The sequence below is a fragment of the Photobacterium malacitanum genome (assembly GCF_900185615.1).
GTDB lineage: Bacteria > Pseudomonadota > Gammaproteobacteria > Enterobacterales > Vibrionaceae > Photobacterium > Photobacterium malacitanum.
This window is the reverse complement of record NZ_FYAK01000002.1, coordinates 257,351-273,332: the sequence shown is the minus strand read 5'-3', so window position 1 is coordinate 273,332 and position 15,982 is coordinate 257,351. Positions and strand designations below refer to the sequence as shown.

The window sequence follows — 15,982 nt, the reverse complement described above, 5'->3', positions numbered from 1 at the left end:
TGATTATTAATTAAAAAAAAAAGCCACTCAACCTTGAGTGGCTTTATTCATACTACGGTTATTTTTATAGATGTTCAAGAATAGATAAACATGATGATTTCGCATCACCAAACAACATTTGGCTGTTTTCTTTAAAGAACAGTGGGTTTTGTACCCCTGCATAACCAGTATTCATTGAGCGTTTGAATACAATCACGTTACTTGCATTCCACACTTCAAGCACAGGCATGCCTGCAATTGGACTGTTTGGATCTTCCATTGCCGCAGGGTTAACAGTGTCATTAGCACCAATAACCAATACCACATCAGTTTTAGAGAAATCATCATTGATTTCATCCATTTCTAATACAATATCGTAAGGCACTTTCGCTTCTGCTAATAATACGTTCATGTGTCCTGGTAAACGTCCAGCAACAGGGTGAATACCAAAACGTACTTCTACACCTTGAGCGCGTAATTTATCAGTAATTTCGTGCACAGGATATTGCGCTTGTGCAACCGCCATGCCGTACCCTGGAGTAATAATAACTGATTTGGCATCTTTCAATAATTCAGCAACTTCTTCTGCTGTTGTTTCACGGTGCTCACCATATTCTTCATCATCACTTGCAGCCACACCATCAGAACCAAAACCACCCGCAATAACACTTACGAATGAACGGTTCATCGCTTTACACATGATGTAAGACAGAATAGCACCTGAAGAACCCACTAATGCACCAGTAACAATCAATAGATCATTAGCTAACATAAAGCCTGCTGCTGCCGCTGCCCAACCTGAGTATGAGTTCAGCATCGACACAACAACTGGCATATCAGCACCACCAATAGAGGCAACTAAGTGATAACCAAATGCAAATGCAATCAGAGTCACTAGGATTAATGCAGCCATTGAGCCTTCAGCTTTCACAAACCATACTAACAATAGTGCTGAAACAATCAGAGCAACAAGATTAAGCTTATGACGGTGTGGTAGCTGTAATGCTGACGTTGATACCAAACCACGCAATTTAGCAAACGCAACCAGTGAACCAGTAAAGGTCACAGCACCAATGAAGACCCCAAGGAAAACTTCCACTAAGTGAATGTTTAACAATGCGCCTTCTAACGGTTGATGATGTAAGAAGGTATTAAAACCAACCAATACCGCTGCCATACCTACAAAACTGTGTAGCATTGCAACAAGCTCTGGCATTTCAGTCATTTCTACTTTTTTAGCGTAGAAAATACCAATTGCACCACCAATGATCATCGCTAGAATAATCCAAACAGTCCCTTGTGATTCAGGACCAAAAATAGTGGCGATAAGTGCGATAGCCATACCCACAATACCGAAATAGTTACCCTTTCGTGCGGTTTCTTGCTTGGATAATCCAGCAAGTGACATAATAAACAATACGGCAGCAACAATGTATGCCGTTTGTACGATTCCTGCAGACATGTATTACTCCTTATTTATCTTTACGAAACATTTCTAGCATCCGCTTGGTAACAGTAAAGCCACCAAAAATATTGATACTAGCAATGAGAACAGCAACAAAAGCCAACACGGAAACAATTCCGGAGCCTTGTCCTATTTGGAGTAATGCACCTACAATGATGATGCCCGAAATGGCGTTAGTTACTGACATAAGTGGTGTGTGTAAAGAATGACTAACATTCCATACTACGTAGTAACCAACAACACATGACAATACAAAAACGGTAAAGTGTGCAAGAAATTCAGGTGGAGAGTAATGACCAACCCAAGCAAATAATGCAATGCCAGCAGCCATCATGCCGTATTTCTTAATCGGTGACGTAGGCTTAGCTTCTTTAGGCTGTACTTTTTCTACTGATTTAGGTTTCTGAGCAACCGCTGATACTTTAATAGGTGGCGCAGGCCATGTAACTTCACCGGCTTTAATAACCGTTAAACCACGTAGTACTTCATCTTCAAAGTTAATATCTATGTTGCCGTCTTTTTCTTTGCACAGCAGCTTTAATAAATTAACTAAGTTAGTACCATAAAGCTGTGAAGCTTGAGTCGGTAAACGACCGACCATGTCGGTATAACCAATGATTTTGACACCGTTCGCTGTGGTAACTACTTTATCAGCTTCAGTGTAAGCACAGTTACCACCATTCGCAGCTGCTAAATCGACAATCACACTGCCCGACTTCATTGAGTCGACCATTTCTTTAGTGATCAATTTAGGCGCAGGGCGACCAGGGATCAGTGCGGTAGTGATAATAATATCAACATCTTTTGCTTGCTCTGCGTATAAACGCTCAGCAGCTTTGTTGAATTCATCAGACATTTCTTTAGCGTAGCCATCCCCTGTTGAAGTATCTTCTTTAAAATCAACTTCAAGGAATTCAGCGCCCATTGATTCAACTTGCTCTTTCACCTCAGGGCGAACATCAAATGAACGCACGATGGCACCAAGGCTACCAGCAGCACCGATTGCAGCTAGACCTGCAACACCAGCACCAGCTACTAACACTTTTGCAGGTGGGACTTTACCTGCAGCTGTAATTTGACCAGTAAAGAATCGACCAAACTCATGTGCCGCTTCAACCACAGCACGATAACCGGCAATGTTTGCCATCGAACTAAGCGCATCAAGTGCTTGAGCACGTGAAATACGAGGAACTGAATCCATCGCCATCACGTTAATATTTTTTGTCGCTAATTTTTCTAATAATTCAGGATGCTGAGCAGGCCAAATAAAGCTAACTAAACTCGCACCTTCTTTGATTAGATCACATTCATCAACACCCGTTGCAGGATTAACCTGAGGAGCATTAACTTTCAAAATGAGATCGGCTTGCCATACTTTGTCAGTAGAGGCTAGTTCTGCGCCAGCGGCTTCAAAAGCTGCATCATCAAAACTTGCCAATGCACCCGCTCCATGTTCAACAACAACGCTGAACCCCATTTTCAATAACTGCTCAACCGTTTTAGGTGTGGCAGCAACTCGCGTTTCGTTCGCGAAAACCTCTTTTGGTACACCAATCTGCATTATTATTCCCTGAACATTGGCTATAGATAAATATTTTGTATCCAACCTTAAAAGCAATAGCAAGCTTTTTACCGTTGAAATCAAAAAATTCCACAAATTTCATTAAAAAATAACATTTACGTCATTTTATATCGAAATACAAGCACCTTTTCATCCGTGACAAATAGATTAAAAAAGATAAATTACATAACCTTAGTAATATTAACCAAGCCTAAAAACTGACTCGGCTAATATTCCCAATAACATTGTTTAAAAGACGTTCAAACATCACCAATTTAACAAAAAATTAACATCTAAACGTTAATTTTAATCACTAAAAACAAGATACCCAGCAAACAACACGATTGCAATGAAATATGTTGTATATGCAGTATTTATTTAAACATTCTATCGCCAGTTTGATCAATAAACATCTGCGCTTTTTTAACCATAAATGTTTCTGCATCAGTTTGAGAAGGTAAAACATCAGAACGAATAAAGTGATGAGTTTGCACTATTTCGTCACTTTTTTTACAAATACGCCCAGCAATGCGAAATTGTCCGCCCTCTTGTTTTGGCTCCGGATAAATCAAGTAACCGTTATATTCAACTGGTTCAACATCAATCGTTGCTGCTACTGTTTTATTACCAAAAAGCCAAGAAAATAACCCCATCACTACCTCTTACTATTTTTATCAATGGCACTCATTACTATGAGCCCCTTGCTAGAATATCAATCTGATCAATACTATATAGTTTTCTTCATCGAGGAAATAACCACTATTCTCATAATCAAATGATAATAACCATAATATTGGTACTAACTGGCGATACAGCAGGCATAAAAAAACCAGCGCAATGGCTGGTTTTTATAATAATAAAGCGCTCTGTTATTATGGCTTTTTCTATATTTAGAATATCAGCGATATAAGCCAATATCTTTTTGAATATGTAATGGTAAATCAGAAATATTACGCGTTTTTGGCGTTGCTACTGAACGACAAAAAAGAACATCACGGGCATGAACAAGAAGACCTTTAAAAGTCAATGAATATGCTTTTTGATCATTCATTACTGGTGCTGGAATAGAATCAAAATCAAATACCTGTGCCATGATGCCTCTCGATTTAAGCCGTTACTAATGGGATTGGCAGCATAATAGCGCAACGTTAGTCATATTGAATAATGACATTATTTAGTTATTTGGATTAGATAATCTAATCCAAAAATTTTAATAAATATAACTGTCAAACAACAGAATATCGCACTATAAAGGTGATTATTCATCGATTAAGTGCGATTAACGTGCTTTTTACTCAAAAATAATAGTCGTAAATAATTAGCTATGATTATCACAAGCAATAAAGACGGTTAAATTCTCAGTCGGTTTATTAAATTCACGCTGCTGTTTTGCAAACGCTTCAAATGCATCAGCCATAGTGACATTCAGTGCTTGAGGCTCAACCATATAATCAAGTAGCGGTGCATAGCCTTCTTTTCCTGTTGCTGTATAACCCGATGAAACTGAGGTATAAACATCTTCATCATTAACAGCTCGCCATTGTCCTTGGGTGTAATACTCTAACTTTTCAATCCGCTCACCGCTTGGTGCACCACAGCGATACACATAACGTAAGTCAGCAACATAGGGAAAACTGCCATCACCAGTGCCTTCAATATCGTTATTAATGGCATTATCAATTGCTCCCTCAAGAGCCTGACGAATACGAAGCCCTTTGACGCTATACATCATAATACCAATCGCAAAAGGTAATAATCGCCCCGCGATATCAGCTGGTGTTATTTCACCTGGATTAAGCGAGCACCTTACGCCACCAGCATTATGAATACCAAAATCAATATGGTGACCTAGCTCTCTTGCCTGCCAGACAAAACTTTTTACTACCCATGGTGCTATATCACTCGAACCTTTAGCATCAGGCACTCGAATATGGCGCAATGGTTCATTAATACGGGCTATTTTTTCCGTTTGTAATGCGCGTACAGCAGGTCGATAATGTTCATTCAGGATATTTTCTATACGCGGCTCTTTTACCACAAAACGAATATTTTGCTGTTGCTGCAAATAATCCCGCACTTTATTATGATTATCGTGATCAAGATGTTGAGTACGCCCTGCGTCAATTGTAAATTTACGTCCCAGTAATAATTGGTTACAGCCAGTTGCACTTTCTACACTACCATCAGCATTAAATACCAGTGTTAATTGACCAAGTGCCAGCGCATTACAGCCAGCTTGTACGACACAAGTATTATTTACCATCAATGCGTAACTATCCGTTTTACCATAGCCAACATTAGTAAAGTCGCCTTGCATTGTATGGCTATGACCACCAATAATTGCCCCAATTCCTTCAACCTCTTGAGCTAATAATAAATCTCGGTCGTAACCTAAATGGCTTAAAATAACGACTTTATTAATACCTTTGTTTTTTAATAATGCCACCGTATTTTGAGCAACAATTGTGACATTATGAAAAAAAGTATCTGGATCTGGACTTGCTATGCCTGCCATATTTTCTATCGCTAGACCAAAAATAGCTATAGGCTCACCATGAACACGCTTAATAATATAATGTGCTGATTGGGTTTTATTATCATACGCGTAAACATTTCGTTTATTACGTAAAGGGTTACGTTTATTTTGATTTTCTTGTGATAAATCCCAATTACCGGCTAATAATGGAAATGCCGTATGGTCAAGAAAATCAGCGACAGCATCATTACCAATATCAAGTTCATGATTGCCTAATGCCATTGCCTCAACACCGATTGCATTTAGTAATACTGCGTTTGCCATGCCCTTATAAAGTGAGAAATATAACGTGCCTTGAAAACAATCTCCCGCATGCAAAAACATAAATTCACGCTGATGAAGAAAAGCCTCATGTTTAACTTCTTTAACCGCAGAATAAATACGAGAGAATCCCCCACAACTGGCATACACAGATGTTTCAGTCTTTAATACATCAGTCGAAAGGGATAATGAAATTGCGGAAGGCTCAAAGTTAGAGTGGGTATCATTGATATGAGCAAAAGTGATCGTTGCTGCGTGATTAACAGTCATAATAATTTTAGTTCCTCCAGAACTATCAGTTCCAACTGACAACTGATTTATAACGCTCACAGCATTACAAAAATAAAGATCGTCATTTAATAACAAACCAGATTACATTGAACGACATAAAAATGAGATCTCGATTAAAATATACTATTTTTCACATTAAATCGCTGAGTGAATAACTGCTTAATACTTTTGGTTCAATTTTTATTCACTCAGCAATGTCTATATTTTTAATTATTGGTAACGACCATGGCGTTGTAAAAACTCAATTTTGTAGCCATCAGGATCTTGAACAAAGAAAAATTTAGCCAATAACACCCCCTCACGATAAAATTCTTTAATCTCTGCAGGGTTATAATTAAGTTCTGATAATTTTTGATATTCAGCTTCAAGATCATCAACAGCGACAGCAATATGCCCGTAACCCGTACCATGAGTGTACGCTTCTGTTGTGCCTTCATTCCACGTTAGTTCAAGCTCCATATCATTTTCATTATTACGCAGATACACTAAGCTAAAACCATCAAAATCAAGTCGCTCGGCAATCTCTAAATCTAACGCTTGCTTATAAAATGCTAATGACGCATCAAGGTCAATAACTCGAATCATAGCGTGGATCATTTTAGCCATTGGATCATCCTTTATAATTGTTTTCTTTAAATATTCAGCATCAATATAGTAACTTTTTTAATTTGAAGATTGTATCAATAATGTGAGCAAAACGACCCCTTTCTTATCTTCTCTAGGCTATGTTGTAAAGAAACAATAAGGAAAAGCCATGCATTTAGAGCATATTGAAATCGCTGGATTTAGAGGCATTAAACGGCTCTCACTCTCATTTAATCAATTAACCGTTCTTATCGGAGAAAACGCTTGGGGTAAATCATCACTGCTTGACGCATTAAGTTTAGTGCTATCACCCAGTGCAGAATTTTACGAAATGAAATTCTCAGACTTTCACATTGATCACGCTATTGGTCATCAACGTGCGTCTTCGCTACAGATAGTATTACGCTGGCATGAAGATTATCAAGGTGAATATCGTGCTCGACGTTACCGTGCCTTTGAGCCATTTTGGGTTGAACAAAATAATCTCAAGCACCTTTATATACAAATAGATAGCCATATCGAAAACGATAAGATCATTACTCATCGTCACTTTTTACATGCCGACGGTCATGTAATTGAACATCCAGAGACCAATAAGTTTTTACGACAACTAATGGTGTTACACCCCATTGTTAGAATTCGAGATGCGCGCCATTTAGAGTATAGTAATAACCTTAGTGTGCCCCAAAGTAGCTCAACGACGCCACCAGCCAAGGATCGTGAATCTACTCGTATTCAGCGTCGACTTGATAATACTTGTCGTCGCCTAATGACTCAACCAGGCCATGTTAGTAGCGCCGAAATCAAAAGTAGCATTAATACATTACGTTCATTAGTTGATCATTACTTTGCTTTTGCTCCGCACTCTCGCAGTAAAGCCCAGCCTCAATCTTATTATCCCTTACATAATCAGCACGATCACCATACCAACCCTTTTGATCAACTGATACAACCTAAAATGACCAAACAAGCAAAACTGCTATTAATGGGGCTGCTGAATGAATATATTCGTGCGCGAGGTACCGTTGATCTTAAACGTATTTCTCGGCCGATTATGATCTTAGAAGATCCTGAAGGACGGTTACACCCTATTATGCTCCATCAAGCGTGGGCGTTTATCCAAAATATGCCAATGCAAAAGATATTAACCACAAATAGTCCAGAGTTATTAAGTGTCGTTCCACTCGGTGATATTAAACGCTTACAACGTACGCCACAAAAAACCATTGTGCATGGAATTAATAATGGCGAGTTAAATAAAGATGATATTCGCAAAGTAACCTTTCATGTCCGTATGCATCGCCCCAGTGCGTTTTATGCTCGAGTATGGTTATTAGTCGAAGGAGAAACTGAAGTTTGGCTATTTAATGAAATGGCGCATTTAACTGGATATAACCTTGCAGCTGAAGGTATTCATGTGATTGAGTTTGCTCAAAGTGGACTAAAGCCATTGATTAAACTCGCCCGTTTATTAGGTATTGAATGGCACCTTGTCGCTGATGGCGATCCTGCTGGTCGAAAATATGCTGATAAAGTCAGGCTGTTATTAAATGATGACAGTGAACGTGAACGCTTAACCGTATTACCCGCTAAAGATATCGAGCACTTCTTATTTAAAAAAGGTTATGAGCCCTTATTTCGCCAACTTGCCAATATTTCAGAAAATGATCACATGCCTATTCGAAAAATCATCTATCGCGCGTTAAAAAAACACGCTAAACCAGATATTGCACTTGCTATTGTAAAATATACTCAAGAATCAGAGTCAGATAAAATGCCGTTATTAATTCGGTGGGTGTTAAAACGAGTGATAATAATGGCAAGAGGTATAATTTAAATGAATATATTTATTTTTTAAAATTAGAAATAATATAAAAAAAGCATTATAAGTCACTTATTAAAACCAATAATTAATAAACAATGCTTCTATTATTTTAAATAATTAGTATAGTGTATCAGTAGAAAGCAACTTAGTTTTAACGTTTCACATATACTATTAGGAATACAATATGTCCGGTACATTAATTACAGCATACCGTTCGTTTAATAAGATATTAAAGCATTTGCCTGTAGAAGGATCACTACCTGAAATGTTATTACGTGTTATTGAGCTGACTGAGACTACATTTAATGACCGACAAACTTCAATTCTACTTTTTGATAAAAGCAAGAATAAATTCACACCTTTCAATAATAACAACCACAATCTAACATGCCGTGAAAGGTTTATGATTAACCCCGCTAAAATTCATTTTGAAAGTATTTGTTCAAAGAAAAAAATAATAATATCCGAACATATAACCACTAATAATGAATACCGAAAGTATTATAGCCTAAAAACAATTAATCATTTAAACTCTTGCTATGGTTTACCTATTTTATCCTCAAGAAACAAAGTGTTAGGTATTATATATTCACATTGCCCTCATAACTCTATGCTCACTGATGATGAATATGAGCTACTTGAAATGGCGGCGACAGTATGCTCAATCGCAATTGAAAATAACATTAAACAACAAGAGCTTAATCATATAGCCTCATATGACTGTTTAACTAATATTTGGAACAGACGCGCTTTTTATCGACATATAAATAAAGCGATTAAAAATATAAAACTTAAAGATGAATATCTGGCTATTTTCTATATAGATATCAACAACTTTAAGAAAATAAATGATCAATACGGACATAGGTTTGGTGATCGTGTTTTAAAAAAATATGCATCAAAATTACAAAAAATGACGAATGAAAAAACAGGTGCCGCACGTTTAGGTGGTGATGAGTTTATTATCTATAGTGAGGTTCATACACAAATAGAAGCTGACATAAAAAAAATGTCGATATTATCTCAACTTAGCCACATAGAAATTGATGATATTCTAGTTACCGCTTCGATTGGCACCTATTATATTCATGCCAGTAATGTTAACAATGAGAATATTGACGGTATAATTAACCATGCAGATATGAATATGTACAAAGAAAAACATTTATTGCATTCATAATAACTATTTATATAAAGATACGATTTATATTCAATTGATCATTTTTGAAAAAATAACGTTACAGTTCCAACAGTAAAACCCCATTTTTTCATTTTAGCAATATTAAATAACTGGTTATTATTTTGATAGAACATCCAGTCATCAAAATTAATATGGTATGTTGAACCATTGACATCCATTACTAATACATATTGCCAATTAAGTGCATTACCTTTTTCATAACCCACAGCTTCACCAATAACATCGGCAGCGGTACCAAGGTAATGCCCTTCTGCTTGCTTAGTGATAGTCCAGACTCGTTGTTGCGTTTGGTTATCATCAAAAACGAAATCCTCAGTAAGAACTAGCTGATTGCCAGTAATAACCCCATTGAGTTCAACATTAAATCGGCGTATTTGTTGGCCTTTATAATCTTGAACCATTCCCCATGCCTGAGTTTTACCTTCAAAAAAGTGAAACAACTCAAACTTAGGTTCAGCATTCTGATAGTCATCAATCGAAGTTGTGCAGCCATTTAATAACAATATCAGCCAACTCATCAGTAACCCAGATAAGAAGGGGAACATTTTTTGGTTGCTATGAGTGGTGTGAGTACGATGAATATACATAGTATCTCCCTTTGCTGTTTTATTAACGTTTGTTGTTTTAATAATAAGTAGTAATTTAAAGAATGTTAGCCATTATTGACCAATGAGTTGTAACCGTAATTTAGGGTATTCAGTATTAGTCGATAACCAGATACTGATAAACGCATTGCTTAACGATTTTGAAAGTGGTTTTCCCAATGGTTTGCCATGTTGATAGAAGCGTCCTTCTGCCGCATTGGTGACAAAGACTAACCTATCGCCCTGTTTAACATTAGGCCATTGCTGTGCCAGCTGACTCAGCCATTGCTGTCGCTGTTGTGATGTAAAACCTAAGTGTTGCCATTGATCATCGGTTGCCTTTAGCAGATCTTGTTTATCAATATCACGCAAATAATAAATAATCAGTGCTAAATCATTTGCATCATTAGCAACATATTTACCTGTCGGTGTTTTAAGTTGCGCGGTATATATCTTCCACCAGCCCCATTTTAACGTGGATTCACCCACGGTTGGCCATGTAACCCATGATGAAGCCTGTGCTGGTAAACTCACCGTCATTATTAATACCAAGAGTATCGAATATGTCTTCACGTGGTTCTCCTTTGGGTCATTCGATGTAATAACCACCATAAATAGCCACTGTATCCCCCCCAGACGACGACTATAGCCATGAAAGTAATGCCTTCACCATATGGCCATATAACAGCCTCTAAGGCTAACCCTGTCCAATAGCTTAATGCACCACCAAGGCTACCACCAATGATCACCCACCATAGCGGCAACCTTTGAATTTGGTCACGCATGATCCATACCATAGAGGTAAATCCTAACCACAATAAAATTAACCACAGCGGTATTACCGTGCTAAAAGGAGCAAACAATGGATCTGTCGGTAATGGAAACTGCATAATCCCTAATTTAAACAAGATATAGTCACCGCAGATCCCTACCGCGCTTGCCATTAAAGCGAAGGTAAAACTACGGTGATAAAACAGCCAGCAACCAATTAAGAGTGATATCAAAATACCGATATACTGATATTGCCCCCATACTGCTAGCAACCAAAACAGATTAAAGCTAAGCCCTATCGCTACATATTTCATGATTAACGCCACTGAGGACGACTAGCCAATAATTGAATAGTGCTAATGGTTCGCTCTAAGAATCCACCTTCGCAATAACAGAAATAATAACGCCACATGCGCATAAAACGTTCGTCATAGCCGTATTGACTGAGTGGTTCACTATTACGATTAAACGCCACATGCCAATCAGCGAGGGTTTTGGCGTAATCTATACCGATATCTTTAATATCACGTGTAACAAAATCACTGTGAGAAGTTAAGTGTGATTGTAAGACACTAATTGACGGTAAAAATCCACCAGGAAAAATATGCTTTTGAATAAAATCAACATCTTTACTGTAACTTTCATAACGTTGATCAGCGATGGTGATTGCTTGAATAGCGAATAACCCATTGGGTTTCAATAATGATTGGCATTTTTTGATATAGGTAGGCAAGTACTGCTTACCAACCGCTTCAATCATTTCGATCGATACTAATTTGTCGTATTGGCCGGTTAAATCACGATAGTCTTGCAGTAATAAGGTGATTTTATCTTCTAAACCAGCTTGTTTTACTTTCTCTTGCGCCCATTGGTATTGCTGTTGAGATATAGTGGTAGTCGTAACACGGCAACCATAATGCTGAGCCGCATAAATTGCCATCCCTCCCCAACCTGTGCCTATTTCTAATAAGTGATCTTGCTCGGTAAGTTGTAATTGTTGACACAATCGTGCCATTTTGTTTATTTGCGCCTGAGCTAGCGTATCGGAATCAGATAAATACACTCCCGCAGAATAGAGCATATTGTCATCGAGAAAGTGACGATATAAATCATTACCCAAGTCATAATGTGCTGAAATATTATCTTTGGCATTTTGATGATTATTTCGATGCGAAAAGTGACTTAACTGTTTCGCTAGTTTGGTTATCCAACCGACTTTCGCTTCAATTTTATCAAGCGTTGTCAGATTTCGAGCCAAAATACGCACCACATTGGTTAAATTAGGGCTATCCCACCAGCCATCAATATACGCTTCACCCGCACCAATACTGCCATCAGTTAATAAGCGTTTATAAAAGTGAGGATTAATCACGGTAAGACTCGCTTGTAAACTTGCTTGCTTATCACCAAAGAAATGGGTGTCTCCACCCTGCTCTGACAGTGTTAAGCCAACATTTGATAACTGCTGCAATAAGGTAAAGATAATACGTCGTGACCGCTCATGGTTTAATAATCGAGTTGATGTTACAGGCTCTAATTCACTTCTAAGCATAGTATCTTCCTTTACTATTTATGGTGTTGATTCGGATGATCGTAAATCGGTGCCCCCTTACGCCACAGTTTAAACGCTTGCCAATATATGCCGACCACAACTTTAATGGTCATAATGGGTGTTATTAACAACTGCCGTAATAAGGTTTTAGTGGTAAAGGGCTGTTTCTGCATTGCTAACGTAGCATCAAAGGTTTTGGGTGTAACACTGCCATTAAGATGGCTTTTTTCATTAAAGTCATTTTCACCCTTTCGAGGAATGCTATCTTTTTTTGCGTGCAATTCTAGATGTATTCTTACAATGCTATCAGGCGGAGAAAGCTGCCATACATAGTCTTGATCCATTGGGTTAAACGGAGAAACATGAAACGCTTTATCATCAATATAATGCTTATTCGACCAATATTGCTTAGCTGGAATCGCATAATAATGGCGTTGATTCCAAGGCGTATTACTCACTTCTGCAAGTACATATTGCCAAACACCTTGCTGATCAAAAACGTAATACATATTTAATGGGCTAAAATACAATCCACAATATCGCAAATGACACAACATGCTGACCTTGCCAGTAATACGCTTTCCCGTTAGTTGGTGAATTTTATCAGTTACCGCTTGGTTAATATCATCAGCACCCGCTATGTAATCTTGACGATGAAACCGAGCAAAATGGAACCATTTGCGCCCAAAACCCATTACACTGTCACATAGAGTATTAATTTCATCTACGTCGAGATACACCATAAACATCGAATAACGAAAACGGTGTAATACCGGTGTAAAACGACGATGACGTACATCGCCACTATAAATACCACTATTAGTAATGCGCATAATCTTGGCCACTATTACCAATCGTCTTGATGGATTCATTGCTGTCAGTAACAGGCTTTAATACTGAATGACGAACAGGATCGGTATGTGTAATCGCTTCAATGACATCAAGTGCACTTCTTACGCCATCTTCATGAAAACCGTTATACCAATAAGCACCACAGAACCAGGTATTATTGACGCCATTAATTAACTGTCGCTGTTGTTGAGCATTAATACTGGCACGATTAAACATTGGGTGTGCATAGGTAAATTTACGTAAAATCTTATTAGGATCGATATTTTGGGTTTGATTTAAGGTGACACAAAAGGTTTCAGGAGCATCGATACCTTGTAAAATATTCATGTTATAAGTCAAGGCAGGTAACTGTTGCTGTGAATCACCATTGGTAAGTGGTAAATGGTAATTCCATGCCGCCCACGCCGCTTTAGCATCTGGCAAAATACTGTCATCGGTGTGTAGCACCACTTCGTTATCTTGATACGCCATTGCAGATAATAGCTGCTGTTCATCAGCACTACTGTCAGCCAGTAACGCCAGCGCTTGATCACTGTGGCATGCAAAAATCACATGATCAAAAACACTCACCGTATCATTAACCGTAATGTAAACCTTTCCATTTAAACGACTTACCTGCTGTACTGCCGAGTTTAATTGAATCAACTGGCCTATTTGTAATTGCATGCGTTTTACATATTCACGGGATCCACCAGGGATCACATACCACTGCGGCCGATTTACGATATCAAGCAAACCATGATTTAAGAAAAATCGTAAAAAGAAATCTAACGGTATATTACGAATATCTTCTAATGAAGATGACCAGATAGCCGCCCCCATTGGTAAGATGTAATTATCGCTAAAATAATCACTTAGCTTATGCTGGTGTAAAAAATCCCCAAGTGTTTGTTGCTCTATCGCAGTATTAGCTGCTTGTTTTGCGAGTCGATTAAATTTGGTAATTTCATATAAGAAGTGAAAAAACTGCGGCTTAAATAGATTCTTTTTTTGAGCAAATAGTGACGCGACATCATGGCCATTATATTCCAAACCGTTATTGTCATTATGAACACTAAAACTCATCTCACTGGCTTGACCTTCAATTTCAAGTTCTTTTAATAACTGCTCAAAATTGGGATAAGTACGATCATTAAAGACAATAAATCCGGTATCTATCGCATATTGACCACTATTAACTTCAACATCGACAGTCGCTGTATGTCCACCAGCATAATCATTGGCTTCAAACACAGTAATATCGTGTTGATGACGTAAATACCAAGCAGAGGTTAACCCTGATATACCTGATCCTATGATGGCTATTTTCATGATGCTTTCCTTGTCATCTTCTGAATAATTGCCCGTTGCACTGCGACAGGTAATAAGGCAATTGCTTTTAGTATAAAAGTAAATTTTTTAGGGAAATGTATTTCTGCTTGTTGATTGAGAATACCTTGACGTATTTTGTCTGAGGCGTATTCGCAACTAACAATCATTGGCATTGGAAAATCATTTTTATTGGTTAGCGGTGTCGCAACAAACCCAGGATTAACTAAGGTAACAGCTTTTACTTTTTGTTTTAAATCAATTGCTAAACCATTTGATAAATATGAAAGTGCAGCTTTTGATGCACCGTATGCTTCTGCTCGAGGTAATGCGGTATACGCTGCTGATGAGCTGATAAACACCAGATGCGTTGCAGCAGTAAACCGATCTTGTATCGCCTCTAAACAATGAATAATGCCAAAAAAGTTAACCTCAAACACACGCTTAAATAAACCACTATCAATCACACCATCATCGATATATTCACATGTGCCTGCATTTAAAATAATCAGCTCAGGCAAAACATCTAATTGTAATAACACCTGCTGAGTTTGGTTTGCATCAGTGACATCAAATATCAATGGCGTGATATTTCCTACAGCTGTAGGGGCAACCTCCATAACTAACTGCTGTAGCCGGTGTTGGTTTTGGCCGCAGGCGTATACTTGCCAACCTTGATTGGCATAATCCAGAGCCAATTGCTGACCAATCCCCGAACTAGCACCAGTAATAAGTACTGTTTTCATTGGCCTAACCTCGCTTTAATGTGTTTAATAACACCACCAATGACAGGTAGCCCTTCGTATAACATCGCACCTAAATCAAAAAAATCACGATGATAAATAATCTGTTGCTGCGCAATGGTTAGTTGAGTACATCCTGTTAATATGCGCGGTTTTCCTTGTTGTAATCGTGGATGTGAAAAGGTCATTGTCCATTGTAGAAAAGCATGCTCATTTTCAACAACAGCCTGATTAATTACAAAAGTACAGCTATTAATGTTGCAATACAGCGCCTTAAAATATTGCTGTAGTGCATCAATGCCTGCGATATGATGCGCAGGATCTTCAAATACAATATCAGGATGATAAACACTATTGAGGAGCGCTAAATTGTGCTTATCTAGCTGGCTATAAACCTCAATAAAGGTATTAATTACCGTATTATTTGTGGTCACCATAATAATGTCCTTGTTATTGTATTGACTTACA

General features: G+C 37.9%; 16 protein-coding genes. 2 read left to right on the top strand and 14 right to left on the bottom strand.

Annotated features, from left to right (window positions below; genetic code table 11):
- Nucleotides 1-64: 64 nt before the first annotated feature.
- The 6 genes from pntB to PMAL9190_RS06405 form a co-directional block, all read right to left on the bottom strand.
- Nucleotides 65-1,441: a Re/Si-specific NAD(P)(+) transhydrogenase subunit beta gene (gene pntB, locus PMAL9190_RS06430; RefSeq protein WP_087844428.1), complete on the bottom strand. Its 1,377-nt coding sequence runs from the start codon at nucleotides 1,439-1,441 to the stop codon at nucleotides 65-67.
- A 10-nt stretch (nucleotides 1,442-1,451) separates the two neighbouring features.
- Nucleotides 1,452-3,005, bottom strand: a complete 1,554-nt coding sequence (locus PMAL9190_RS06425; protein ID WP_087844427.1) for a Re/Si-specific NAD(P)(+) transhydrogenase subunit alpha — start codon at nucleotides 3,003-3,005, stop codon at nucleotides 1,452-1,454.
- A gap of 374 nt (nucleotides 3,006-3,379) precedes the next feature.
- Nucleotides 3,380-3,658: an HlyU family transcriptional regulator gene (locus tag PMAL9190_RS06420; RefSeq protein WP_087844426.1), complete on the bottom strand. Its 279-nt coding sequence runs from the start codon at nucleotides 3,656-3,658 to the stop codon at nucleotides 3,380-3,382.
- Between the two features lie 245 nt (nucleotides 3,659-3,903).
- On the bottom strand, nucleotides 3,904-4,098 hold the full coding sequence (locus tag PMAL9190_RS06415; protein ID WP_087844425.1) for a hypothetical protein: 195 nt from the start codon (nucleotides 4,096-4,098) through the stop codon (nucleotides 3,904-3,906).
- Nucleotides 4,099-4,323: 225 nt separating this feature from the next.
- The gene (locus PMAL9190_RS06410) at nucleotides 4,324-6,072 is read right to left on the bottom strand and encodes a bifunctional metallophosphatase/5'-nucleotidase (RefSeq protein WP_087844424.1); all 1,749 of its coding nucleotides are present in this window, start codon (nucleotides 6,070-6,072) and stop codon (nucleotides 4,324-4,326) included.
- A gap of 231 nt (nucleotides 6,073-6,303) precedes the next feature.
- On the bottom strand, nucleotides 6,304-6,699 hold the full coding sequence (locus tag PMAL9190_RS06405) for a VOC family protein (RefSeq protein WP_087844423.1): 396 nt from the start codon (nucleotides 6,697-6,699) through the stop codon (nucleotides 6,304-6,306).
- Between the two features lie 148 nt (nucleotides 6,700-6,847).
- On the opposite strand from PMAL9190_RS06405, the gene PMAL9190_RS06400 reads away from it, so the two are divergent.
- Both PMAL9190_RS06400 and PMAL9190_RS06395 read left to right on the top strand, forming a co-directional pair.
- Nucleotides 6,848-8,515 (top strand): DUF2813 domain-containing protein, encoded by a 1,668-nt coding sequence (locus PMAL9190_RS06400; RefSeq protein WP_087844422.1) that lies wholly within the window; start codon nucleotides 6,848-6,850, stop codon nucleotides 8,513-8,515.
- A 172-nt stretch (nucleotides 8,516-8,687) separates the two neighbouring features.
- The gene (locus PMAL9190_RS06395; protein ID WP_087844421.1) at nucleotides 8,688-9,683 is read left to right on the top strand and encodes a diguanylate cyclase domain-containing protein; all 996 of its coding nucleotides are present in this window, start codon (nucleotides 8,688-8,690) and stop codon (nucleotides 9,681-9,683) included.
- A gap of 38 nt (nucleotides 9,684-9,721) precedes the next feature.
- On the opposite strand, the gene PMAL9190_RS06390 is transcribed toward PMAL9190_RS06395, so the two are convergent.
- From PMAL9190_RS06390 to PMAL9190_RS06355, 8 genes are all read right to left on the bottom strand, one after another.
- Complete coding sequence (locus PMAL9190_RS06390) at nucleotides 9,722-10,291, bottom strand: DUF3833 domain-containing protein (protein WP_306341443.1); 570 nt, start codon at nucleotides 10,289-10,291, stop codon at nucleotides 9,722-9,724.
- A gap of 72 nt (nucleotides 10,292-10,363) precedes the next feature.
- Nucleotides 10,364-10,861, bottom strand: a complete 498-nt coding sequence (locus tag PMAL9190_RS06385) for a chalcone isomerase family protein (RefSeq protein ID WP_235004307.1) — start codon at nucleotides 10,859-10,861, stop codon at nucleotides 10,364-10,366.
- Nucleotides 10,858-11,373, bottom strand: a complete 516-nt coding sequence (locus PMAL9190_RS06380) for a DUF2878 family protein (protein ID WP_087844419.1) — start codon at nucleotides 11,371-11,373, stop codon at nucleotides 10,858-10,860. Before PMAL9190_RS06380 ends, PMAL9190_RS06385 begins: the two co-directional genes overlap by 4 nt.
- A gap of 2 nt (nucleotides 11,374-11,375) precedes the next feature.
- A complete protein-coding gene (locus tag PMAL9190_RS06375) occupies nucleotides 11,376-12,611 on the bottom strand; it encodes an SAM-dependent methyltransferase (protein ID WP_087844418.1) in 1,236 nt (411 codons plus the stop codon).
- Nucleotides 12,612-12,625: 14 nt separating this feature from the next.
- Nucleotides 12,626-13,444, bottom strand: a complete 819-nt coding sequence (locus PMAL9190_RS06370) for a DUF1365 domain-containing protein (protein WP_087844417.1) — start codon at nucleotides 13,442-13,444, stop codon at nucleotides 12,626-12,628.
- Nucleotides 13,431-14,774, bottom strand: a complete 1,344-nt coding sequence (locus PMAL9190_RS06365; protein WP_087844416.1) for an NAD(P)/FAD-dependent oxidoreductase — start codon at nucleotides 14,772-14,774, stop codon at nucleotides 13,431-13,433. Before PMAL9190_RS06365 ends, PMAL9190_RS06370 begins: the two co-directional genes overlap by 14 nt.
- On the bottom strand, nucleotides 14,771-15,517 hold the full coding sequence (locus PMAL9190_RS06360; protein WP_087844415.1) for an SDR family NAD(P)-dependent oxidoreductase: 747 nt from the start codon (nucleotides 15,515-15,517) through the stop codon (nucleotides 14,771-14,773). Before PMAL9190_RS06360 ends, PMAL9190_RS06365 begins: the two co-directional genes overlap by 4 nt.
- On the bottom strand, nucleotides 15,514-15,951 hold the full coding sequence (locus tag PMAL9190_RS06355) for a nuclear transport factor 2 family protein (protein WP_087844414.1): 438 nt from the start codon (nucleotides 15,949-15,951) through the stop codon (nucleotides 15,514-15,516). Before PMAL9190_RS06355 ends, PMAL9190_RS06360 begins: the two co-directional genes overlap by 4 nt.
- Nucleotides 15,952-15,982: the final 31 nt, after the last annotated feature.